Below are 23,225 nucleotides of genomic sequence, written 5' to 3'. Positions count from 1 at the left end.
GCCCAGCCCACCATAATTCAGTTTATTGTCGTTTGTTTAGACAAATTCACCATGTTTAGGTGTGCCGAAGCCGCACATATAAAAAGACCAGCAAAAGCTGGCATCGATGTGCCGTGAATAAAATGCAGGGTTCGAATCCTGACACTGGATTTTGCCAGTGCGTTTTTAGATTACGATCAAGGTATTAGGTTGTCAATCGGTTAGTATCGGTGCATATCGTTTTATATCGTCAGTATATAATTAAAAATAAAGGTAAATTGATGGCTATACCGAAGGTTTTTGTTAGTTCCACATGCTATGACTTGCAGGAAGAGCGAGCTCAACTAGAAAGATTTATTTCTGGGTATGGGTTTCAGCCTATATTGAGTGAATATAGTGGTGTCTATTATGACGTTGATGAGCATACACATCAAGCTTGTGTAAAAGAAGTATCACACTGTGACTTATTCATATTGATTATATCTGGAAGGTTTGGGGGAAAGCTCAAAGGAGGTTCCGGAGAGTCGATTACCCAAGCTGAGTATCTAGAAGCTAGAAAGTTGAAATTGCCAATTTTTGCATTTGTAAAGAATGAGGTTCTTTCTGCTCAATATCTATATAGAGAGAATGCCCAATTACATGGGGATGACTTTGCAAAGAAAATAAACTACCCAGCAATAGATAAACAAGATGACGCTTCTTTTATTTTTAGTTTTATTCAACAGGTTACACGTTCCCAAAGGAATAATGGACTAGAAAAGTACACTTCATTTACAGATATTGAACAACACTTAAAAAAGCAATGGGCGGGAATGTTCTACTCCTTTCTAGAACGTAGAAAAGAGCAAGATCGAGTAGAAAGCATGTCAAATGCTATCGAGAAGCTTATTGGCTCTACTTCTGTATTAGAAACTATGGTTGAGAACTTACATACTCATGAAGTAGGAGAAGAGGCAACGAACGCAATAATTGTACAAAACCATATTGAGCAGGCTTGTCGTAACTTCTTTGAGATTTTAATTGAGAATATTGGTACTGATATTCTTACTGAAGACGAGGATGGTTTAGATGTCGAAGTGGCAGTTTCATTTACTGAAATAGAGCTTATAAATAATTCAGAAATATCACCTGATAAACATAGTTTGCTCGGATATCTTCAAAAGCTTCCAATGTATGAATGCGAAGGATTAGACGTAGACAATGACCTAATGCTCAATTATTCCGCTGATAGAATTTCTGCTTACGTTCCTTCGTCTGATTATGCGAAACTAGAGAAATATTATACACAGGGGATAGTTCTTTCTTCATCGGATATCCGTCTCAGAGTATTAAAAGATATATTTGCTAGTTACATTGAATTATAGAAGTTTTAACAAAAATATTAAGAGCGATACTAAAAGACAGGCACTTTAACCTAACCGAAAAATAACAAAGCAAGAACAACGGTCCCAATCATCAGCTCTGGAATTGAATCGATAAGCCGGAACATGACGTTTTGAAATGCTTCCGGCCATGTTGGTTTAATTTCACTATTTTGCATAAGGATTCCTATGGCATTAATGACTCAACTTAGGGAGTTACTAATTCATTGTACTTTTTATGATCGATACTACTGAGAGTCCCTCATATGAGACTCCTACAAAGGTGGTACTATGCAAGTCTCGTAGTACTGACCGGATGTTACTCTCAGCTTCAATACCTCTCTATATACACCATTCTCAGTCGAAACCATCCAAGTGTAGTTGACGTAGTGGTCAGAAAGTAGCTACAATAATCAATATATATCAGTACTGATATATATTGTGTATTTATCATCTGGTGGTTACCTACCGTGATAGTACCATTACCTAGATGTACAAACCCAAAACAGAGAATGTGATAGACATGGGCAATATCAATCGTACTAAATATCACGAGCTAAATCAGCTTTTGTGGGATATGCACGTTAAATATATCGCACCTAAAACTGCTTTTGAACTTTATGAAAAGCGCTGGGCTTATGTTGATACAACTAAACTAGGTAAAAAAGAAAAACAACTTATCGAAATGCTTACCAAGGAATATGGTAATGGTGTATTCATGCCAGCAAGCCATTGATATGGCAAAATACAAAATCCCACATCATCAAATTATAGAGTCAGCGTTAGAGAATTTTAACGCTGACTTTTTTTGTGAAAATAATATTTTGTTCGGAGGCGGTACTCGCATCGCCTTAGAACTTGATGAGTATCGAGAATCGATAGATATTGATTTTCTCTGCCCAAACAAAGCATCTTATAGAGCAATAAGAGAGCATGTAACCAACATATCTCTTGGTGAACTAGTCAAAAAGGAGTTTACTTATGCTCGCGAGATTAGGGCCGATAGAGACGCCGTTCGAACATTCATCACTCTTAATGGCACTAACATCAAGTTGGAGTTTCTTAGTTGCGATGACTATGATCTAACTTACGAATATGACACGAATAGATTCCCCGTACCTTTCCTAGATCAAACATCTTGTTTTTATACAAAGTTACTAGCAAACTCCGATAGAAAATTCACGGCTCCATACAAAGACATTTTTGATATATTAGCCATGTACAAAGAGTGGGGACATATCCCTCAAGCTGCATTTAAGTTAGCTGGAAACCATTATGGTGAAACCACAATTATTAATGATTTGATAATCTCATTAGAAGATATTGTCAGTAATAAAGACAAATACTCCAATGCGGCTAAAACTGTCAAAATGAAGGATGTTTGGTCAAATGCTATCATTGAAGAATACGCATTTAAGTTACTCGATCATCTAAAATAGAATGAGACAGGCTTTTAATTCCCACGAAACTCCAACTTTCTTCGACAATTTCATCCCTTACTTTTCATCGAATTCATAACAAACCATTTTTTCAAAATTGAAATTTTGTAAAAGGATTGAAATTCCCTCTAAAGCCATACTCCACCTAGCTTCACCGCCATTCAAATAGATCTTTAATCTCACTATCAGATCATTCTATTTTCTGACGGAAAATCATTAAATAACTATTTTTCAATAAGTTACCTTTTTACACTAGATCTTTATTAGCGCTATTTTTGCAAAAAACCGCATAAAACATGTAATCGTTGATCTTTTATTTAAGCGATTTTAAGCCGTTTTAGGCTACTTTAATGGTTTGCTAGACCTTATATACCGTAAGGCTTGTAGCGTTGTTTGTGCTTCGAGATTAATGGCGAAATTTCAGTAATCCAAAACTGCAAAAAAAACACTCAAAAAACCGCGCAGGCGGGTGTAGAGGAGTGCGGATTCCGTCACTTGGTTGTGTTATTCCGTAGCTATATCTTCGCGCTGTCACTCGTGCATGGTTCTGCGTGATACTTAGATGCAAGGTAAAAGAAAACGCAGCCGATTGACTGCGTTGATTGTGTGAGTGTTTATAGGTCTATGTTTTAGTTATTGGGTCTAGTCTTGCTTTCAATGCCCCACTATCACCACCATGTCCCGCGAAATCACCTGACTGACTAGGTGGTGATGTGCTACCTGCACCTGCGGGGTCACTCCATGAATAAGGATGTGAATGACTCGCCGCAGTATCAGCCAGTTCTTTCACCACTTGCATCAATTCGCTAAGTAAAATCAACACATTTTCTTCTTTAGAGCCTATCCAAGTCTTTGGTGCTTGTAGCCACTGATGTTCTGCAGCAATACTGCGCCTAACTTTACCAATGGTTTCAATTAATTCACCTGCAGTCGCAACCTGCATATTGCCTAAGCTACCTAACGTTACATCATCACCTGCTAATAGTTCTATGGCGCCAAGGGCTTCTATCACTTTCTTGCCTACTATTTCCTCTAGGCTATGTTCATCGACAGTGATGTGATGCTTGCCAAATTCACCTTTGTATTGGCTCGCTTTATCCAGAATTTCAAAGGCGGATTGAGTGTAAGTTTGGTCTGTTTTTTCTGTGATATTTCCAGCGGCATCGATGCGGCGGCTTACTTCTTCGCGCTGCTGCTGAAGTTGTTCGCCTGGTTCAATGGTTGGCAGTGCGTAATCACGACCGTAAATGCAGCGAATAATTGGTCTATCGTTACGGCCATAAGCAAAAGCGATTTCAACTAATGTGCCTTCTAGTGGGTAGGCCAGTAAACCAGATTCATGGCCGCTCATGGTGACCGGCATCGGTATGGATTTATATACGGGCACTTTGTTGTCGGGTTCAAGGTTTTCATCGAGCATTTGAACATCGATGGCGTAGCGAGGCCGAAACGGGTCATTCACCTGGCCTGCTTTGGCGTTATCTCGCACGGCTTCCACTCGGCCAAATTTGGGCAAATGAAAACCTGCCGCGAGTTCAGGGAAGTTTTGCAGTGTTTCGCGCTTCTTTGGCGAAATGTCGGTTTCCGTGGCTTTCCAATAGGCCGTCATTTCATCTTCAATCAGATCAAGGCGAATAATACGTTTATCGTTCATTACCCTACCCGGTCTAAGCATCGGGAACGGGACGAAGGTAATATTGTCACCTTGTTGTCTGGTGCTAAATTCCGGTGGTACTGTGATGGGTTTATTGAAAAATATCGAATCTTGATAACAACCAAAATGAACCACCTGATCGGTATGTTGGTACCAGGCATAATCATTAATGGAAAATGCTTTCGCTATCTGCTCTAAACATTGATAGCCGCTACCCTGACACACAAAGTTTGGGATGGTTTTATTGATGTAATCTTGCTGAGGCAGTTTGAATTCTAATCCGGTTAACGCAGCCAGTTTATCGATCACCTCTTTCACTGTTGGGTGCTCTAGGCTAATCGGCCAACGCTTGGCAAGAATGCCCGAAAGCTCTTTTACGTTCACTTTATAGAAGCCGTTTTCTGCAGGTTGAACCTTATCAATATACCCCTCAAACCAGGGCTGCATTTTATTCTCGTAACCAATATCAAGGCGAACCGAGTCAAACCTTTCTGGCGGTAACTGTGCCTTGATTTTAAAGATACCAACACCACCAAGAGACAGTTTTAGGCTCACCATGTTGCTGACCAAACTCACTTCTTCATTACTGATGTAAAGGCGTTTCTCTAGCTTCATTGGGTTGCCTCATCGGCTTGGGCTTGGGCTAAGGCTTGTTTAAGTTGCGTATTTTCCCTTTGCTCTGGCTTGGTTTGTTCTTTGGTTCGCTGCTCTTTTTGTTCCGCTACGCTGTTATGCTCTCGCAGTTCAAAAGAGACATTCCACGCCTGCAAGCTGTCATGCTCACGGGCGCTGATTCGGCCCGTAAATTTCACCTGGCGAATTTTCAGCGCCAGCGCAATGTCGTTACCAATGCGGTAGATTTTACGTGCATTGGTGTCGTCTTTGTCAGAAGCCATTGAATAGAGTAGCGTCAGATTAGCCATGCTGATAAACGGAATTCGCCCACTAATGGTTAACTTTTTCCCCTTATCACCTTGCTCTGCCGCATCGGTACCAGAAGATTGGCCGCTCATGTCCTGGTCTTTAAGTTCCATCGACATATCGACCTTCATTGAATCCAAACCTATCACGATACCGTCTAACGCTAACATCGCATTTCTCCTAACAAAGTAAGTCTTTAAAGAACGTCAGTGGTTTATCGCTAATCAATAGACTGGCTAACGTATGTTGATGAGTATTAGGTACGCCAGCTTGCGATAGTTGTGTCGCTATACTTTCGGCATTACCCGTTAAACTCATCGACCAAACCGACCCTTTTAGATTTTTAAGTGCATTAATCTGATTTTGAATATCACTCAACTTAGTGGCTCGTTTTGTCGCAAGTGTCTGCAACTTATCGATCACGTTGGTTTTGTCATTGGCCAATGATTCAAGGGTGGCTAATTGAGCACCTTGCAGCGTTAAGTAGTCACCTAGCGGATTAACGTTGAGACTCGCCGTAGGCTTAAAGCGGGGTTGAACAATCTCCGCAGGTTGGTGAAACTTGTTTGTTTCATTTGTGGTTAGCGCTTTGGATTGTCTTGCCACCTGACACCATTCTGGCAACGGAAAAGCCGACACCAGTTCGGCCAAATTACTCGCGAACGTGGCCAATTGTGAGGACGTCACCATGACAGCAATACAATGCAACTCACCAATCGGTCTATACGTATCTGTATGGTCCCGCAATTTGGCCTTAAGTACATTGATGGCCGCTTGCGGGTTTAGATAATGTCCCGAGTCTAATGAGCTGCCGACTTGAAACTGATAAGGCGAAACACTCAACACGGTTCCTTGATTAAGCAATAATTCCAGATCAGCACGAAGCCCCAACAATGCCTCGGCTTCGGTACTTAAAGCGTGACGCCCGTAATTGGCGTCACTTTCAAGAGTAGTCAAACGGCTAACGGCATCATTCATCGTTGTGCCGATTAGATCTGTTACCTGCTCGGCACTGGTTTGAATTGCTTGCGAACGGCTAGGCCAACTTAGTGGGGATTGTTTCCAACTCATTTAAACCTCGTCTGGAGCGACAGGTCTGCCATTCACTCCAACAACGCACTTCGAAGAAATATCATTAACGATATATGTTTTTCTGCCATTCATATCGGTCGTTTTCGAGCAATAGTCTCTCAGTGCTCTAGCGTACTCGAACCAAGCATCACTAGTAGAAACAGCCCGACTATCGGAGCTTGCTATATATTTCAACTGCAAGTCTACAAAGTCCAACTGAGATGCAGCCCAATCATATTCTGCTTTATAAAATGTTTGGTTTTGAGTTAGTTCAATCGCTTTCTCATCTGGCTGATATACACCATTGCTATCAGGTTCAATCAGGTAAAAGCTATAACGCTCCCCATTGTCATCTAGGGCGTACTCCTTGAGAGTCGGGTAACCCTCAATATCAAAGGTACGCTCATATTTTTTTAAATCTACAGATTGGAAATAAACAGACACACGCTCATCTATCTGTTCTATGCACGTTCCAGCTTCATTCTGCTGCAAAAATGTTTTACCCGTCAGTGGTGTAAGCATCAAATCATAGAATCTCATTATTTCCACCTGCCTTTAGCGATATAGCCATAATTTGTAGTGTAGGTTCCTGCAGAGTCTGCACAGACTCTAATGTCACTGTAGCCATTAAACGGGATGCAATGCCCTGTATATGACACTTGGTTGTTTATGTTTGCAGATGGATTTACTTTTGGTAAGTCGATGAATGCTATTGGAAAGGTTTGTCTTACATCGGCATAAGCGGTGTTTCCAAATGGCGCAAAGGAAAATGTGCCTACTGTATATACACTGCACTCAAGATCACCGTTTGGGTATTTAATGTAGGAGCCATTTTCTGTTGACCCTATAATAGTGCCATCTGGGTATATCTTCGCTGTAGGATTCGCTCCCACTGCATCTGAATCATCATAATCAACACCTAACCAATCTTGTCCCTTCTGCTCAACAAGAGGCGTAACTAGCGTACGGCTGTATAAATCAGTTCTTTTAGCGTATTGCTGATGAGGGTCAGTTTGCTGCTCATGTTCAGCCAATCCCCCTTTAATCCGCCAATCATCTACCGAACCATCAGCATCAATACCCACTAATTTCGCCACATAATGCTGAACACCATTCACAACATGATCAGCTAGTACCACATCAGAAACACGAACCTCTAGAATATTCTCCCACTTAGAGGTACTGGTACCTGCGCGGTGAACATCCAAATAAATGTCGGTAGGTTTGGTCACAATGGTTTGAATAATTTCGTTGGTAAGCACACCACGTAAACCGCCTACATAAACCACACCAGGTGAAATTAGATATTTAGTAACATCGGCTTGTTGGGTAACATCAAAACCATCAACAAAAGCGGTATGGCCGTAAGTATCTAAGCAGGCCAAACGGTGGTCTTCTTCAATGCCTTTTAACCTGGCTTGATAATCTATTTGCCAGGTTCCTGCATCAACAATTACACCTACAATTTCGGCCGCGCCCACGTATTCTTGAAGCAGTGATTTGGTGACGCTTGAGCCGTTTTCTTTGGTTTCATCGGGTTTATGCACCACCATGCCGCACGAATTTGGTACGTTTTTGTCACGCAGATAAATAGCGTTGAATGTAAATTCAGCCACACTGCCAGCAATCACCACCGAATAGGCTAGAGCGTTGTCACACACTTTACCAACCTGGTCAATGTCTTGTTGATACACCCACTTAGCCACATCAGGTAAACCCTGCGTTCTGTCGATGGGTTGTTCTAAATCGAGGTCAGGAATATAGGCAAAAACCATTTCATTCATATCTGGTGATTTGCCAACACTGATCTGATTTTGCATATATTGTTCAAACTGTAATGGGATAGCCGCTTGGCTCATGATTAATTACTCCCCTTATTGACGGAAGAAAGACTCGCAGTAAATACCTGCTGCTGATGTTCAATGGAATTGGCCACAAACCGAACCGAAGTTTCAAGCTTGTTTGCAGCATGGTAGATAGCAAAGGAGTGAGAGAATTCCCCACACGCTAAAAAAATTGTTGCTGGGTAGGTCACCTGAAAGCGATAGCGTCTGCAGGTTCGGCCATATTGTTCAATGAGGGTTTGAACCAGCTTACTGTTTTGTGAAACATCGCTGTCGGTTAACTCAATGGTGCACACATCCCACTGCACCACATCTTCACGTTCTTTAAAGTCCACAATACCGATACCTAAACGTTCAAATATTCGTTTAAATCCCGCCACGCTTCCGGCGTCTTTGGCATTGATAGCGGCGTACTTCACCCGCTTACGAAATAAGGCTAGTGGCTCACCATTAAAACGTTGAATGTCTCGGTCCCATGCTAATAAGTTTAACAACGGTTCGCTGCACGTTAATGCGTCCATCTGCTGCAGGGGAAACAACAACCATCCCCACACCAATTGAATAAAGGTAAATACGCCACCGGATAAAAAGAAGGGTTCTTTCTTCTCTTCTGATGTGGTGTTGCCATCTTGCCACCAAGGGATCACGGTTTTTGGTAGTTTAGGGGCGTGTTGGTTTTGATTATCCATTCACCAACTCCCGAACGATTAACGAGTTAATACGAGGCTGCTCTAACTGGCTTGTAATATCTTCCTGTACCTTTTCACCCACGGTGAACTTCACCGATGCAACCCTGGTCATATTGGTATGAATTTCACTGCCAAGTAGTGACAAGCTAAAGCGGCTATTGGGCTTTGCTCTGGTCATTTCTGGATAGCCTTCGGTTTCACGAAATGCCGCTCGAATACGATTTTCAACTTCGGTCAACTCATCCGCTTTTTGTTGTTCATCTAAGTTAGTCACCAACACCACATCGGCAATCACATCCTGATCACTATCTGGCATCGCTTTACAAGTGAGCACATCACCATGGCCATGATGGCCGTTATCCATAATATGCGTATTTAATTTGTCTAACGTCGCTTGAGGGGTTGGCCCCACTTCCATCACGATTAAGGCGTCGGCCGTACCAGGCTGAATATGACCGGTGTTCTTGAAGTAAACATTGTCGCTACGCACACCCGCTTCACTGGAAATAATAGAACGATAAGCGTCATCAATATGCCACTCGCCAGAGCTGGTAAACGCGTTTTGTAGCCTTAAGGCCAACTCTTCATCGGTTTCGGCGTTGGCGCCCAATTGGGTTATCCAGTCGGGTTCATTTTCTGCGGCGACAATACCCGGTAGCGCTTCTGGCAAGATATTAAAATAGCCGGCGGGTAAGTTATAGGCCGCGCCTGCTTCCAAGGCTTCAACCAATACTTTACCCGTGGCATTGCCCACATCAATCACGCTTTGGGCCAATACTTTAACGCGGTAAATCACGCCATCAATCGGCAAGGTTTGAATAATGGCCCCTTCGGCCACGGTGACCGCGTCAGCTTGATTGGCTTTCGTTAGGGTAATTTGACCCTGTGTTTTTACGGCGCCTTTAGGTTCTACATCCAACTCCCATGCTTTAAGCTCTAACGCCCAACGCTCTGCGGTACCGACAAACATATTTGGCATAACATGCGCGGCTAACAATATTTCAATCAACCAAAGAACAGGCTTAACCACAGCCGCGCTCACCCAACGCCAGAACGGTGACATTTTCGAATCGTTAGACACTTCACTGCCAGCCCCAGAAACTTCTTGTTTTAACTTTGTTTCCAGTTCCGCTTCTGTCACCGGCACACCGGCATCAGATAAGATTTTTACAAAATCAGCTGTCGGTCTTTTACTCATACGTTGTCCTCTAAAACTGACAGTTCTAGCCCGCCAAATTCATAGGCGGTTGCGGTTAATAATATTTCACCTGGTGATAGTTCCGTTACGGTTGCACTACCCGGAACAATTCGCGTGTCCAGCTCGGCTTTTTGCTCTATCTGGACAAAGACATCGGCGCGTAATGCGGGGTTTCGTTCGGCAACCAATAAACGAGCCAACCCCGATTCCATGATCGCGTGTTTAATATCTTGAGCCACGCTATAAAGGTTATTGCACAAGGTGGCTTGTTGGCCTGAATCCAGATCCCAACCGCCATCGATCACTTTAATATCAGTGTATTTATCATCACTATCCAGCATTGAGTTCATCCCATTCAGCAAGTTGATCAGGTGTCATTCCATTTGGTGCGGTGATGTACACGTCGCCGTAGGAATTCACCTTTCCACCCTGTTGATTATTGTTTGTTGTGAGCTGCGAGATAGCAGAAGGTGACGGCTTCGCGATGTTTTGCGCATTCTTATAAGCAAACAGTTCTGTTGAATCTGATGTCGGCATCATGGCGCTGTCGGAGGCAATCGCGGCGGCGGTGATTTCTTTGGGCGCCGTTCGTTCAACGGTTTGCGCGGCCGTTGCCGCATCAAGATCTGGCATACTCGAGGCGTTAAACTCGATATCGATACCCGGTATCATGTTGAGCTTGTCGACAATCCATTCAATAACATTGCCAAGCATCTTAAAAATCGTTGAATCTCCGAACGTCGCTTTCAAGTCGTCCCACCAATAGATAGCGGCGGCTATCGCGCCAACGAGCAGCGCGACAATACCGATAACCCAACCAATAGGCGTAGCAAGTAAAGCCGCGCCAAATGTCCACACCGCCGAGGTCAGCCCTAATGTTGCCACTCTTGTGACAAGCATAATGGCCTTGAGTACACCCATGGTGACGCCCCAACCTGCAGACATCATTTGCGCAATGCCCATACTCAGCGACAACGCTGCAACAACTCCACCCAAAGACAAGCCTGCCAGTGCGACCCAACCAAGGATTTGACCTAAGATTGGGAACTCATCTACCCAACCTACAATGACCATCATGCCATCCGCCATTGAACCGATAACGGCATTAATGGAAGGCAATACAGCGCCAAAAACAGAGGCTCGAACCGCAAACCAAACCGATTCTAAACGCTGCCATTGGTCGGTCATGGCTGCGGCCATTTCTTCGGCTTTCGCCATACCCTGAACATTACCCAGTGTTTCGATACTCGCCGCCAAACCATCGGTATCGGCCATCAATAGCTTGATCATGGCGCTGGCTTCTTTGGTACCAAAGGCTTCTTTAAGCTCGGCCGATTCGGCCACATCTAACGTATCGCCGTATTTACCCTTTAATTTATCTAGGATATCGAGCATGGGGAGCATTTCCCCTTGGCTATCGGTAAAGCTTAAATTGAGTTTGTCCTGAGCTTTGGATACACCACCAATGAATGCCCGGTATTTGGTACCCGCTTCACTGCCGCTCATGGTCGATTGCAATGTGCCTAGAATCGCCATCTGTTCTTCCATGGCAATGCCTGCGCTGGTTGCGTCGGCGCCCACACTGGTAAACGCACTGCTCATGCCTGAGCCCGTGGTTTTAAACATCTCTACCGATTGCGCCGTCATACCTGCCACGGTTTTAGACCAAATACCCACACCCATTTCATCGGCATGATTTTTAAACACGCCGTACATGGTACCCATGTAATTGGTGATGGTTGCGGTATCGGCTTTAGTGGCAGCGGCGAGCACCGCAGAGCTATTGGTAATGTCGGCGAGTTGATCACCGTTAATATTGCCCATCGCCGATTTGATATCGTAAGAAGCGCCAATAAATTCCGTGGCGGATTTGCCATACTGAGCAGAGAAAGACAAAGCGGTTTTCTCTAGCTTGTCTAAATCTTGCTGAACCACACCCAGTGATTTTACTTCACCTATCTTTCTATCAATTTCGATAGCCGGCATGAGTGCATTTTGAATCGCCAATCCGGTCGCCACCAAACCCGCTGCGCCTGTCGCAACGTTACGCACCCCTCTACGGCCTAAATCCATAGAAGATTGCATATCTTTGGTGACACCTCGCAATGGTTTGGTCACTTGATCAACCAAACCAATCTGCATTAGTAGCTTTTCATTCATGAGTTCTAAGCACTACTTCCTAAGCTGGTTAAGTACATTCACCACGCCATTATTGATGGCAATTTCTTGGCGTTCTTTAAAATGCTTATCAAGCCAGAGTGCTCTGGCTAGGTTTTGTTCGTCATCTTCTTCACTTGGCAGATAATGACGACGCAGCGTTAACGCTTGTTCTATCGAGTTTTCTCCTATGCGAGCAGCACGACTGGTGAGTTTTTTAGCGTTACCGTAATGCCACCCTTTGACGCACTCGTTACTTCGGCAAAGATTTCAGAGGTTAAACCTGGCACCGTATCAAGCAGCGCAACCAATGCTTCTTTTTGTTCAGGCGCGACCGTTCGCGACAAGTACAGGTGCATCGGTGCCACTTTGTTATTGGGCATGAGCTCGTTCATGTAGTTGTTATGATCTTGAACCGTTGGCGTAAAGTTGAAATCTGTTGCGCCAATGGTAAGTACTACGGCTTTATTTTCGGTTTTCATGCTGTTAGTCCTTATTTATTTCGTGCTCTGCACGCCATTTCAAATAGTCTTCGGCTTGCTCTGCGCATTTCCCCAAAGCAGCCTTAAGTTTTGGTACATCTTCGCTTGCCGTCACTAACGGATTATCCGCTTTGATAATTGGCTTGTTACACGGGACAATTAGCCCTGCAGGCGGTAACTTTTCTATAATTACTGTCGTTTGGGATTCAATAGGGTTCGCGCAGCCTGTCAATAACATCACTAGGCCAAGGCTGCTGATAACACTCATAACCCGCCAATTCAGTCCTAAGCGTTTTAATATCAGCATTCAACTTTCCCTCTACTTTGTTGTACTTACGCGCTCTATCTACGAGCAACTGATTTATCTGGTTCTTCTCATCCGTTAATGTATTGATGCTTGCTTGACTAACTTGATTGGCGGAAAGTGCATTTTCTAACCTTCCATTCAAAGCCATTTGTTCTGCCTTGCTTGCTTTTAGCATCAACCACATCGAAACCATCGCAACAAACACTCCAACCAGTAGAGCCCATTTACCCCATTTCATGCTTGTTGCTAAATACGCAACGCTCATATTCAAGCCCTCGCCGATTAATCAGTCCGGGCAACTTCACACCTGCGCCATATACCCATTTAGGCAGTTCTTTACATGCCTTAATAAAGTCCCCGGATGTTATGTAACGATAAATTCTGGTTGAACTGCCGTCAGGGTTCTGCATAAACCGACGACATCCAGTATTGAAACTAAAGGACGTAAAGGCATCAAACTCACCTTGAGTCATTGTTTTACCTGCAACGATTTCTGCATCTGTAATACATCGTTCTGACTCTTGAATGTTTTTCACCCAATCCATCGCCACCTGCTCTAACGAAATCACCTTATTTTTAACACCATGTGTATTACCGATGCCGTTGGTCGCAAGACCCGACGGGCAGGTATAAGGCGATTGGCGACACCCTTCTGCATTACCAATGATTTCTAGCCCTACTTGGCTAATACGAAGTTCAGCGATTGATTGTCCATCAATAACAACCTCTCCAATTGGTGCGATAGAAGTGCCCACGCTCACACCACCTGTCACAAGCCCGATAACCGCAACGACTGAACATACAACTTTTTTAGTCAACTTCATTTATAGCGACTCCTTTTTCACGGGCGATTTTTTGCATCGCTCGTTTGTGCCAAAAATTCAGACCAAGCGCGATAAAACCGATAAGCAAAGACAAAAGGAAATACCACTGTTCTAAGGTCAATTTACTTACCGTCATACCAGTTAGGGATATCCCATAGGCGATATAACTGGTTAGTCTGTCGTACCAATCTTTCATTGATTACTCCCGCAATGCCTGACATTCAACGCAGTATTCACAACCTGGTACGAGCTCTCGTCTTGGTTGCGGAATTTGTACTCCGCAACCAAGACAGGACTCTTCACTTTCCTTTGTGGCATTTTGTCTCGTCCGTTGAAGCTGACGAGCAATCGCCATTTCGGTGAATTTGGTTTCAAGACCGCTAGCATGATCAAATAAGTCCGGCATAGTTAAATGAGGTTCCGTGTATCGTCGGCACTCAGATATGAGATGCCATTGATGCGTACAAAGTGCGGACTGGTTACAAAGCCCTTTAGCTTACGTTTGGTCTTATCCGCACTGGATGGATCAACACTGAGCAAGTCTTCTATCTTCAGCTTCACTCCAAACAATTCAATCTTGTCGGCATCGTCGCCATTGTTGGCGTAAAACAGACAATCATGAGGTTTAATACCGCGCCAGCTACCTGCCGAACGCGCTTCTTGCTGAAGCTTGCGAAAGTTATTCAAATCCAGTTCGTATTCCACTTCACAGCCAACGGCGCCGAAGGTGAAACCGTCGGGAATACCGCGACTTTTGGCCACATCAGATTCGTCGCTAATCGTGGCGCTCGCGCTTTCCACATGAACCATGACGCCTAAAATGGTCACATCGAAATTTTGTCCAGAAAATCGAGACATCGTTATTCTCCTAAACGTTTATTGAGCATGATGCCGATGGTGATTTTTACCGGACATTCATAAGGGGTAACCGCCAGTAGAATTTCCACTTCATCACTGCTAATCCACGTAATCGTAATGTCTTCATCCAGTGGCGCTTTTATCTCTCCGGGGAATTCGTAATCACCGATTTTTTTAACTATCGCCATTTCACGCAGGTCTTGAGTGAAATAAAGTTTGGCGGCTTCGGTACTGCCCGGCGTGGAGTTAAATTCTCGATCGGCGATTCGAGCGATACCGCGAATACGAACCTTACGAGCCGCTTTCATTGCCACACGGATATGGCGAATATCTTGAAAGTCGCCCCCTGGCACATCTAACGTGCGTCCCGTTGTCCAGTATTGACCCGGATAATCGGGGTACCACATAGGAACGGCGTAACGGTTTGTTTCTAAGGTTTTGAGTGTGGCTAAATCTAAAGCAGCGCCGCTTTTATCTGCTATTAATTCACTGTTGCCTAAGATGCTTCCCGTCTTTACTCGAGCAGGAGAATCGGCAATAGAGACTTCTTGGTTTGCTAGTCGGCCCGCGTAAATACCAACGGTAGAGTTCGCTTTATGCAGCTGCGGTACCACGGTGATGTACTCACTCGCCACGCCGCTTTGAACTGCGACGACGTTGGGTAACCATTCTGCCCATGTATCGCCCGTTTCAGCGGTGTTATCAATGGCGGCCGTGGTGCAGATAACAAAGACTTCACGGCCAAGTTTGGCTTTTAGTTCGTGACGAAGGGCTATTTTTTCTTCTAAGAATGCTTTGTCTGGTGCAGGCATATTGAAAAGAATGGCTTCAAAGCTGGATACTTCATTGGCTTTGAATGCAGCGTCTTTAAGGTTGTCACCTTCCTTTAGGATCATGACGCCTGCGGTCCAACTCTGTTTACCATTGAGCTGCGCCGCTTTGACCGTTTGCAATAGCGACGCATCAGCTTTAGCAAGGACCTTATCAAGATCACTGGTGTTATCGACCATGATGAGATTACGCGCCGCACCTTCTGGTACATTTCCATAACCCACAAATAGGAAATGGAATTCAACGCCCGGAATCGGTCCGCGCATCATGTTCAAAATGTTAATTATGACGGTAGGCCATGCCATGTTACTTACTCCTGATTCGCTTCATTTCTCGTTTGATAATCATGGCGACCCGTTTAGGGCTTGCGCCTATCAAGCGACGTTCTGGGCGGTTAATGTCCCAACTTCTAGCCGGAGATTTATTCTCTAGCTCTTGTATCTTTTTAGCGGCTTCTCCAAGAGTGAAATTCTGCATGATGAACTTAACCGTTGGTTTCTTGCCTCTTTTTTGCCTGCCTTGCTTTTCAAGTCGATAACCCAAGTCTCTAAGCTCTTTCGCTTGATCTCGTGTTGCCGGGTCATTCTTTGTTGGCTCATTTTGCTTTTTAGCCTGGCGTTTACGTTTTGATAATCCGCTTGGTTCATCAATACCCGAATGGTGCGCTTGTGCTATCGTTCCTCGAGCACTTGGCCAACCAATCACCACCTCTCGGTTACTCTTTCTCTGGTAATGCTTTAGCTTTTTAGTAAAGCCTCGAAGTACTTTCTTTCTACCGTTTTTTCGTTTCTTCCATGACCGACCTTCTGGATCACGTTGAGCTCGGATATTCTTTTTCGTCTGCTTGGCGATAACTTTGCCAATCTCTTTTAAGATCCGCTGTCTCGATTTAGTCGGTAGACCAACCAGCGCTAGTTGTTCTTTCGCCCTTAAAAAGCTCCGTTCATCGGCTTTAAACGTGATCATTGGTTCACTACATCAACAAGCTTTTTAGCCACCCATATTTCGTACTCTTCAATCGACCAGCGTTTATTGCGCCAGTAGATATCGCCCTCTGGGTTTTCGACTATTTTCACTGGCTCTTCAAAATGAACATTGATAAGGATTTCGGCACTATCTTCATCATCAATGGTCACTTCAATTTCAGGGTCGTCTAGGTTGTCGTTGTCTTCTCGTTGGCTGTCGTTATCCATTAGCCAGGCACCCACATTGGCAAACAGCACCGCTGGGTTATATTTGTTAAATGGCAGACGGTCGATATAGATCTCCGCCATATAACGTTGATTCATAATGACGAACCCATGCCCCATATTTTTAGGCGTTAAAATGAGTTCTATATTGGTCATTTCAACCTCTAAACCCTTGGCGATTTTTGGACCTAACACCACATCTAAAAAGGCTTTCAAATCCCTTAACTTGTAACCCGCTTGGTACTGCTCATTCATAACGAAGACTCACTCATATCAGTTCCACCGATGAGCGGTTAAGCCCTTTGATATTGCGCACGATGCGTTGGCTTTCGGCTAACAATTCTCGCTTGGTTTCGTCGCTGCGCTCGGCTAAATGATCACCCTTGTCTTTGGTGTGCACCGTTGCAATGTCTGGCAGTAAATCGGCTTTCGCCCTGGCAAACACGGCTGACTCATATTGATAAAGCACCTTGTTTTTCCCGTTCAACTTCGGGAACGCGGGTATATCATTCGCGGTCGCATGGCCAAGCTTTATAAACTTGGCTTTCTGCTTTTCCAATTGGTCATTAATTTCAGACGTGGCATTCACTAACGCGATAGCAATTCGCTCCGAATCTTGAGCGGCGGGAATACCGCGACGCTTTTCAAAATCACCGGCGTTAATGTTTGGCCAAAAGCCATCATTGGTGATTTCAGTGTCTTGATAGTCGGGACCCGATGAGCCAGTTAACATTGCCATTCCTGCCTGTCTAAAATTTAAATGGGTAAGCCTCTAACCACTGGGTCGACGGATCACGATGAGCTTAAAAGCTGTCGTATCCTCGCCAGAGGAGGCTCGGCGTTGGTAGGAGCCGTTGCGCACCTAAAGGTTTTTACCGTCCTTCAGGGCTCTAATACGTTGCTCTATCTTCTTAATTTGTGTGCCCACACCCACCTTGCTGCTCTTATCGTGCGCATGATTAAGGAAACCCAATGCTTTCTCTAAGGTTTCTAGGTTTCCGATAGCCGTAGCTTGCGGGCTTCCTTCTTGGTTTCGGATCAGATTTAAGCCGGCAAACTTGAACCACTTAGCGTGAACCGCTTCATGTAGCTCCCATTGCTTTTCAACCTTCTCGAATACCTGGCTAAAGTAAGGCTCTACTGAGTTACCACGCCCTGCTTCTGTTTCAGCCCAATCCAACACTTCATCGGCGCAGAACGTTGGCCAATCTCGTCGGAAGTTATCCGGTGTTGGCAAGTCCAATTCAATGGCTTTCAAGCACCACTCGATAGCATTATCCAAGTCTTTAATGTCGAATAACCAGACAACCAAATTGGTAAAGATTGGGTTTTCAAACGACTCGCCACTTGCTAAATACGCTTCAACCAACGGTTTGTATTTGGGGATAAGGACGTTCCGTTTGTGCTCAATACGGGCGCCAATAGAATTGAAGTTAGAGCGCAGGTATTTACGGTCTTCTTCAAATTCAATCAACTTAATATGCAGGCTGTCGGTGTTCACGCCAGGAACCTCTGGCGTAAACTGGTTAGCTTGCTTCTTTAGTAATTCCTGACGCTGTCTTGCTAATGGGCTAACCATGATTCACCTACACTACTGTTACAGTTTCGATTGCCGCAAACTTATTCAAATTACCTACTGCGTAACCTTCCATACGAAGATGGTTTGACTCATAGCGGTCTTGGTCTTCGTTGTTCTTTTGGCGACGTCGTTGAGTACCCGTCTGAGTAAGAACCTGTAAGTTCTTCGTATTGGTGATCCAAATGCCTTTTGCAGGGAAGAATGGCGGTGTATACGCTTTTTTACCTGCAATGGTTTTCGCCAGAGATTGAGCTGCTTTGTGCTCAGTTGGTTTGTCTGCCGCTTCCAATAGACGATGTTGCTCTGCGGCTACCAAATCAGAACCAACTAAGATCACCAAGTCAGGGTCTTGACGGTGTTCCGACGCAATAGTGGTGTTGATAAGGTCTTGAGCAAGCGAGTCCAAATTCTTATACGAATCTGCAGTTTCCCCTGTTGGGTCTAATTTAGCGGCGGCAAGAACTTGCGCGGCTTTTTTCTCTTTAACGATAGTTAACCAGCCCTTATTCACATCCTGTCCTAACGGATTAGCTTGCGGATCAGTTGGTGTTGCAGCGGAAGTACCATTGAAGCCGACGCGTAAAATATCCAATGCAAAAATACGAGTAATCGCACTCAGCATTAATTTTAACCATTCGTCTTTCTTGCCGGAGTTAGCCCATTGAGTCATGGTTTCCCACATAATATGAGCGCCTGAATCGGTTTTAATCAATTCGTAGGTATTGCCTGCTTGACCCATTTCACGACTAAATCGACCATTTTCGGTGCGACCAGTTGAAAGACCATCGTTACCAACATCGACAACTTGACCCTTAATTTGTTGAACAGGAAGTAGAGACACCATCTTCAAGAAATCATGTGATTCTAGAATCCATTGGCGTAGCTTTGTTTCCATTGGAGGCGTGATATTGAACGTACCATAAGGAGCGTCAACGCCTGCAGCTTGAGCAACCGATAAGCTGAACTCAGCTAAGTAAGCAGTAGATACGGCATTCAGCATTTAACATACCTCCATTTTAGAACTTGACCCTTCGGCACCGGGTTCTTGACCTGGTACTTCTTGTGAAAGTTCAGCGAATTTAGTTTCTAAACCAGTTACTTTCTCCATAAGTGGATTCAGCTTTTCATCCAGAGCCGCAGAGAACTGTTCTACTGTTGCACCTTCATTTTTGCCTTCTGGTTTTTCTTGTGAGTCGGGCTTATTTACCGAGAACTTAGTAGCAAATTCTGCAGATAGCTCCGTTTTCAACTCACCTTTAAGCGCACTGAATTGTTCCTTCAATGCGGCGGTCAGTTCTTCTTTGGTCACGTCGGTGTCCTCTGGGTTAATGGGTTGCTCTGAGTTGTTTTCTTCAGAGCCAAAGAAATCTTTGCACAAAGAAAAGAAGCGGTCAGACCGAGAAAAGCACTCAGAAAAATTGAGCTCTTCAAGATCACTGCATTCAATATCTGTGTCTTGGTTATTACGGGAAAAAGTAAGGCGCGTTGTACCTGTAGATGCTGGGGAGTCAGTCACAGCTAGGCCCTCAAGGTAACAACGGCCTTCGCCTTTATAATCTGGGTTTGGTTCTATTGAGGTAAAGAGTTTTTGACCGTCTTTATTGGAATCGAGCAGATATTTATTAGGCGTAATTTTGGCAAATAGGCGCAATTTATCGTCCATTTTTCCAGACTTTAGCTCTTCAACCACACCCCAGTTTTTACCTTCAAATGGTGCCCAAGAAGAACGATAATGTTCAGGCCAAACCATGGCGGTGTATTCAGAAGTAGAATAGAGCTCTGCCATATCCTTTATCCAAGACGCGGTGATTTTTCTGCCGTCAACGGTAGAACCTTCAGTTGCTACTATTTTCCAATCACTGGTTTTACTCATTGTTGGTATTTGCCTAAGTCATTACGTCAAATAAATCTTAATTGCAGCCAACAATACGCCTTTGAATAGGTGCTTTCAGCCACTTCTGTTCCTACCAATTCGGATATAGGCCGTATCCGAAATTGGCCGAATTTCACTTTGTTATTTGAGTGATTTTGACGCGTATGATTCAGCCATGGCATATTCCAATGAAGTAAAAGAGACCGCGAAAAAGCTTTATTTACGCGGTGTTCTTCCTAAAGAAATACAAATGCAGCTTTCTTTAAATAGTGAGCGCATTATCTATGAGTGGGCAAAAAAACACGGCTGGGCATTACTGGTTAATGAACTGTCAGTAGAAGATATGATCAACCGTCGATTGGCCGTGCTTATCGATAGGGATGATAAAAGCGATCAGCAACTTAAGGAGATGGATAAACTAATAGACCATCACGTTAAGTTACTAAAAGCCAACTCAGACGCAAAAGCAAAAGCCGAACGATATTTGGAACAACCATCTGGAAGCGGCAGCAATTCAAGTTCTGACCAGTCATCAGAAAACAAGCGTAAAAAGAGCCGGAAAAAGAACGATGTTAGTGAGTTTGATAAAGACGACTTTGGCAGCTGGCATGACTCACTTTTTGAATACCAACATACAATGCGCAATAACATTAAGCAGCGCATTCGAAATATTCTTAAATCTCGTCAGATTGGCGCAACGTATTACTTTAGCGGTGAAGCATTAGAAGACGCGATTCTCACAGGCGACAACCAGATATTCTTATCGGCCTCTCGCGCTCAAGCCGAAGTGTTCCGCAGCTATATTATTGCCATTGGTAAAGAGTTTTTAGATATCGAGTTAAGCGGTAACCCTATTGTTCTTTCCAATGGCGCTGAATTACGTTTCCTTTCTACAAACAGTAAAACCGCACAGAGTTACCATGGCCATGTTTATATAGATGAGTATTTCTGGATACCCAAATTCGATGAGCTAAACAAACTTGCCTCGGCCATGGCCACTCACACCAAATGGCGAAAAACCTACTTTTCGACCCCCTCTTCTAAAATGCACCAGGCTTACCCATTTTGGACGGGTGATAAATGGCGTAAGGGCAAAGATTCTCGTGAAAAGGTTGAATTCCCAAGCTTTGAAGAATTTAGAAAAGGCGGCGTTCTTTGCCCGGATAAACAGTGGCGTTATGTCGTGACTATTGAAGATGCGGTTTCCGGTGGGTGTGATCTCTTTGATATTGACGAGTTGCGCGATGAATACAGCAAAGACGATTTCGACAACCTATTCATGTGCCTGTTTGTTGATGGAAATGCCTCGGTATTCAAGTTTTCTGATCTTGAAAAAGCGATGGTTGATATCGATCATTGGCAAGATTTTAAACCGAAATACAAACAGCCATTTGACCGTCGTGAGGTTTGGTTAGGTTACGACCCAAGTCGAACTCGAGACAACGCGTGTTTGGTTGTCATTGCACCTCCTATTGTTGCACCAGAAATGTTTCGCGTATTAGAAAAACATTATTGGAAAGGGCTTAATTTTCAGTATCACGTAGCGGAAATAGACAAGGTATTTAAAAAATACAACGTTACTCATATAGGGGTTGATACCACGGGTATCGGTGGCGGTGTATGGGATCTAATTTCCAAAAAATACCCGCGAGAAGCGCACGCCATTCACTACAGCAATGAAAATAAAAACCGCCTGGTACTCAAGATGATTGATGTGGTCGAGTCTAATCGACTTCAATTCGATGCTGAACATAAAGACATAGCCATGGCATTCATGGCAATTAAACGCGTACCAACCGCAAGTGGAAACATGATGACATTTAAAGCTGAACGAAGCGACACCACTGGCCATGCCGATGCATTTTGGGCTATCTCACACGCCATCATAAACGAACCGTTAGATCTCACTCCTACCAAATCAACATGGGCCACTGCAGCATGACCAAAAAAAAACATATCATCACTGAAAAAGACACTCAACATTCTGAGTCGGTTTATTCAATCGACAATACAGCTGAAACGGTAGACAGCAATAGTTGGATGACAGCTTATAACGATTTGTTTTACAACGATGCCGACAATTACTGGGAGCCCCCTATCTCTCGCTCTGGTTTGGCCGATGTGGCCAGAGCAAACGCTTATCATTGTTCATTGCTTATCGCGCGAGCCAATTATGTTGCAGCTCGATTTAATCATGGCGGCGGCACTCGACGCAGACATATCCAAGCATTTTGCCGTGATTACTTCACTTTTGGTGACGCGGCATTTGTTAAAATACGCAATCACTTCGGCAAAGTCGTGCGACTTCACCCATTGCCAGCTATGCATTTACGACAACGTAAAAATGGTGATTTTGTTATTTTAGAAAGAGATAACAAACAAAAATCTTATAAGAAAAAAGACGTTATCTACCTTCCCCAATACGACCCAGAACAACAAATTTATGGTTTGGCCGATTATTTAGGGGGTATTCAAAGCAGCCTATTGAACAAAGACGCCACTTTATTTCGCCGTCGCTACTACAAGAACGGCGCCCACATGGGATTTATATTCTACGCCACTGACCCAAACCTTAGTGATGAAGACGAAGAAATGCTAAAGGAAAAAATTGCAGGTTCGAGAGGTGTTGGAAATTTCCGAAGTATGTTTGTGAATATTCCTAACGGCGCAGAGAAAGGCATTCAACTTATTCCTGTCGGTGACATTGCGACTAAAGATGAATTTGAGCGTATCAAGAATATTACCGCTCAAGATATTTTAGTATCTCATCGTTTCCCTATTGGTAAAGCTGGTTTGATACCAGAAGGCACCACCAATTTAGGTGACCCGATCAAGATTGGCAGCGAATATGCGAAAGACGAAATTATTCCTGTATGCCAACTCATCATGGATGAAGTGAACAATGACCCAGAGATACCAATAAGCCTACATTTAGAGTTTAATATCTCAACAGATTCAGACACATAAA

Annotated in this window: 28 protein-coding genes and 1 pseudogene; 5 read left to right on the top strand and 24 right to left on the bottom strand. The window is 44.0% G+C overall.

What is annotated here, in order from left to right:
- Positions 1 to 260 precede the first annotated feature (260 nt).
- Positions 261 to 1,343 carry a DUF4062 domain-containing protein gene (locus L3V77_RS24350; RefSeq protein WP_275137396.1) on the top strand — a complete coding sequence of 361 codons (1,083 nt, stop codon included), beginning with the start codon at positions 261 to 263 and terminating at the stop codon, positions 1,341 to 1,343.
- Between the two features lie 50 nt (positions 1,344 to 1,393).
- Here the strand turns inward: L3V77_RS24350 and L3V77_RS24345 are convergent, their stop codons facing one another.
- The gene (locus L3V77_RS24345) at positions 1,394 to 1,519 is read right to left on the bottom strand and encodes a hypothetical protein (protein ID WP_275137395.1); all 126 of its coding nucleotides are present in this window, start codon (positions 1,517 to 1,519) and stop codon (positions 1,394 to 1,396) included.
- Between the two features lie 311 nt (positions 1,520 to 1,830).
- On the opposite strand from L3V77_RS24345, the gene L3V77_RS24340 reads away from it, so the two are divergent.
- Both L3V77_RS24340 and L3V77_RS24335 read left to right on the top strand, forming a co-directional pair.
- Positions 1,831 to 2,076 (top strand): hypothetical protein, encoded by a 246-nt coding sequence (locus L3V77_RS24340; RefSeq protein WP_275137394.1) that lies wholly within the window; start codon positions 1,831 to 1,833, stop codon positions 2,074 to 2,076.
- Positions 2,048 to 2,779: a nucleotidyl transferase AbiEii/AbiGii toxin family protein gene (locus tag L3V77_RS24335; protein WP_275137393.1), complete on the top strand. Its 732-nt coding sequence runs from the start codon at positions 2,048 to 2,050 to the stop codon at positions 2,777 to 2,779. The genes L3V77_RS24340 and L3V77_RS24335 overlap by 29 nt, the downstream gene beginning before the upstream one ends.
- Before the next feature lie 622 nt (positions 2,780 to 3,401).
- On the opposite strand, the gene L3V77_RS24330 is transcribed toward L3V77_RS24335, so the two are convergent.
- From L3V77_RS24330 to L3V77_RS24220, 23 genes and pseudogenes are all read right to left on the bottom strand, one after another.
- Positions 3,402 to 5,048, bottom strand: a complete 1,647-nt coding sequence (locus L3V77_RS24330; protein ID WP_275137392.1) for a hypothetical protein — start codon at positions 5,046 to 5,048, stop codon at positions 3,402 to 3,404.
- The gene (locus L3V77_RS24325; protein WP_275137391.1) at positions 5,045 to 5,524 is read right to left on the bottom strand and encodes a DNA-binding protein; all 480 of its coding nucleotides are present in this window, start codon (positions 5,522 to 5,524) and stop codon (positions 5,045 to 5,047) included. Before L3V77_RS24325 ends, L3V77_RS24330 begins: the two co-directional genes overlap by 4 nt.
- Positions 5,525 to 5,534: 10 nt before the next feature.
- Positions 5,535 to 6,425 (bottom strand): hypothetical protein, encoded by an 891-nt coding sequence (locus L3V77_RS24320; protein WP_275137390.1) that lies wholly within the window; start codon positions 6,423 to 6,425, stop codon positions 5,535 to 5,537.
- Entirely contained in the window at positions 6,426 to 6,965 is a 540-nt protein-coding gene (locus tag L3V77_RS24315; RefSeq protein ID WP_275137389.1) for a hypothetical protein, read from the bottom strand. It abuts the gene before it with no gap.
- A gap of 500 nt (positions 6,966 to 7,465) precedes the next feature.
- A pseudogene (locus L3V77_RS24310) lies at positions 7,466 to 8,284 on the bottom strand (phage tail protein); the annotation flags it as partial.
- 2 nt (positions 8,285 to 8,286) lie between these two features.
- Positions 8,287 to 8,958: a phage tail protein gene (locus tag L3V77_RS24305; protein ID WP_275137388.1), complete on the bottom strand. Its 672-nt coding sequence runs from the start codon at positions 8,956 to 8,958 to the stop codon at positions 8,287 to 8,289.
- Positions 8,951 to 10,156, bottom strand: a complete 1,206-nt coding sequence (locus L3V77_RS24300) for a baseplate J/gp47 family protein (protein WP_275137387.1) — start codon at positions 10,154 to 10,156, stop codon at positions 8,951 to 8,953. Before L3V77_RS24300 ends, L3V77_RS24305 begins: the two co-directional genes overlap by 8 nt.
- Positions 10,153 to 10,506, bottom strand: a complete 354-nt coding sequence (locus L3V77_RS24295) for a DUF2590 family protein (RefSeq protein WP_275137386.1) — start codon at positions 10,504 to 10,506, stop codon at positions 10,153 to 10,155. The genes L3V77_RS24300 and L3V77_RS24295 overlap by 4 nt, the downstream gene beginning before the upstream one ends.
- Positions 10,487 to 12,316 (bottom strand): phage tail tape measure protein, encoded by a 1,830-nt coding sequence (locus L3V77_RS24290; protein ID WP_275137385.1) that lies wholly within the window; start codon positions 12,314 to 12,316, stop codon positions 10,487 to 10,489. Before L3V77_RS24290 ends, L3V77_RS24295 begins: the two co-directional genes overlap by 20 nt.
- Before the next feature lie 185 nt (positions 12,317 to 12,501).
- The gene (locus L3V77_RS24285) at positions 12,502 to 12,795 is read right to left on the bottom strand and encodes a putative phage tail assembly chaperone (RefSeq protein ID WP_275137384.1); all 294 of its coding nucleotides are present in this window, start codon (positions 12,793 to 12,795) and stop codon (positions 12,502 to 12,504) included.
- 4 nt (positions 12,796 to 12,799) lie between these two features.
- Complete coding sequence (locus tag L3V77_RS24280; protein ID WP_275137383.1) at positions 12,800 to 13,033, bottom strand: hypothetical protein; 234 nt, start codon at positions 13,031 to 13,033, stop codon at positions 12,800 to 12,802.
- A complete protein-coding gene (locus L3V77_RS24275; protein WP_275137382.1) occupies positions 13,002 to 13,340 on the bottom strand; it encodes a hypothetical protein in 339 nt (112 codons plus the stop codon). Before L3V77_RS24275 ends, L3V77_RS24280 begins: the two co-directional genes overlap by 32 nt.
- Complete coding sequence (locus tag L3V77_RS24270; protein WP_275137381.1) at positions 13,327 to 13,926, bottom strand: lysozyme; 600 nt, start codon at positions 13,924 to 13,926, stop codon at positions 13,327 to 13,329. The genes L3V77_RS24275 and L3V77_RS24270 overlap by 14 nt, the downstream gene beginning before the upstream one ends.
- Positions 13,913 to 14,122, bottom strand: a complete 210-nt coding sequence (locus tag L3V77_RS24265) for a hypothetical protein (protein WP_275137380.1) — start codon at positions 14,120 to 14,122, stop codon at positions 13,913 to 13,915. The genes L3V77_RS24270 and L3V77_RS24265 overlap by 14 nt, the downstream gene beginning before the upstream one ends.
- 3 nt (positions 14,123 to 14,125) lie before the next feature.
- Positions 14,126 to 14,332, bottom strand: a complete 207-nt coding sequence (locus tag L3V77_RS24260) for a TraR/DksA C4-type zinc finger protein (protein WP_275137379.1) — start codon at positions 14,330 to 14,332, stop codon at positions 14,126 to 14,128.
- A 2-nt stretch (positions 14,333 to 14,334) separates the two neighbouring features.
- Positions 14,335 to 14,790, bottom strand: a complete 456-nt coding sequence (locus tag L3V77_RS24255) for a phage protein (RefSeq protein WP_275138245.1) — start codon at positions 14,788 to 14,790, stop codon at positions 14,335 to 14,337.
- The gene (locus L3V77_RS24250; protein WP_275137378.1) at positions 14,787 to 15,920 is read right to left on the bottom strand and encodes a DUF2586 domain-containing protein; all 1,134 of its coding nucleotides are present in this window, start codon (positions 15,918 to 15,920) and stop codon (positions 14,787 to 14,789) included. Before L3V77_RS24250 ends, L3V77_RS24255 begins: the two co-directional genes overlap by 4 nt.
- A 1-nt stretch (position 15,921) precedes the next feature.
- On the bottom strand, positions 15,922 to 16,581 hold the full coding sequence (locus L3V77_RS24245) for a phage virion morphogenesis protein (RefSeq protein ID WP_275137377.1): 660 nt from the start codon (positions 16,579 to 16,581) through the stop codon (positions 15,922 to 15,924).
- On the bottom strand, positions 16,578 to 17,060 hold the full coding sequence (locus tag L3V77_RS24240) for a phage tail protein (protein ID WP_275137376.1): 483 nt from the start codon (positions 17,058 to 17,060) through the stop codon (positions 16,578 to 16,580). The genes L3V77_RS24245 and L3V77_RS24240 overlap by 4 nt, the downstream gene beginning before the upstream one ends.
- A 13-nt stretch (positions 17,061 to 17,073) precedes the next feature.
- Positions 17,074 to 17,538 carry a head completion/stabilization protein gene (locus tag L3V77_RS24235; protein ID WP_275137375.1) on the bottom strand — a complete coding sequence of 155 codons (465 nt, stop codon included), beginning with the start codon at positions 17,536 to 17,538 and terminating at the stop codon, positions 17,074 to 17,076.
- Positions 17,539 to 17,667: 129 nt separating this feature from the next.
- Complete coding sequence (gene gpM, locus L3V77_RS24230) at positions 17,668 to 18,384, bottom strand: phage terminase small subunit (protein WP_275137374.1); 717 nt, start codon at positions 18,382 to 18,384, stop codon at positions 17,668 to 17,670.
- Between the two features lie 7 nt (positions 18,385 to 18,391).
- Positions 18,392 to 19,384 carry a phage major capsid protein, P2 family gene (locus tag L3V77_RS24225; RefSeq protein ID WP_275137373.1) on the bottom strand — a complete coding sequence of 331 codons (993 nt, stop codon included), beginning with the start codon at positions 19,382 to 19,384 and terminating at the stop codon, positions 18,392 to 18,394.
- Positions 19,385 to 20,257, bottom strand: a complete 873-nt coding sequence (locus tag L3V77_RS24220; RefSeq protein ID WP_275137372.1) for a GPO family capsid scaffolding protein — start codon at positions 20,255 to 20,257, stop codon at positions 19,385 to 19,387.
- Between the two features lie 175 nt (positions 20,258 to 20,432).
- Here L3V77_RS24220 and L3V77_RS24215 point away from each other — a divergent pair, with 175 nt between their 5' ends.
- Positions 20,433 to 22,199: a terminase family protein gene (locus L3V77_RS24215; protein WP_275137371.1), complete on the top strand. Its 1,767-nt coding sequence runs from the start codon at positions 20,433 to 20,435 to the stop codon at positions 22,197 to 22,199.
- Entirely contained in the window at positions 22,196 to 23,224 is a 1,029-nt protein-coding gene (locus tag L3V77_RS24210; RefSeq protein WP_275137370.1) for a phage portal protein, read from the top strand. Before L3V77_RS24215 ends, L3V77_RS24210 begins: the two co-directional genes overlap by 4 nt.
- Position 23,225 lies beyond the last annotated feature (1 nt).

Source organism: Vibrio sp. DW001 (assembly GCF_029016285.1).
GTDB lineage: Bacteria > Pseudomonadota > Gammaproteobacteria > Enterobacterales > Vibrionaceae > Vibrio.
This window is presented reverse-complemented; position numbering and strand designations above follow the sequence as displayed.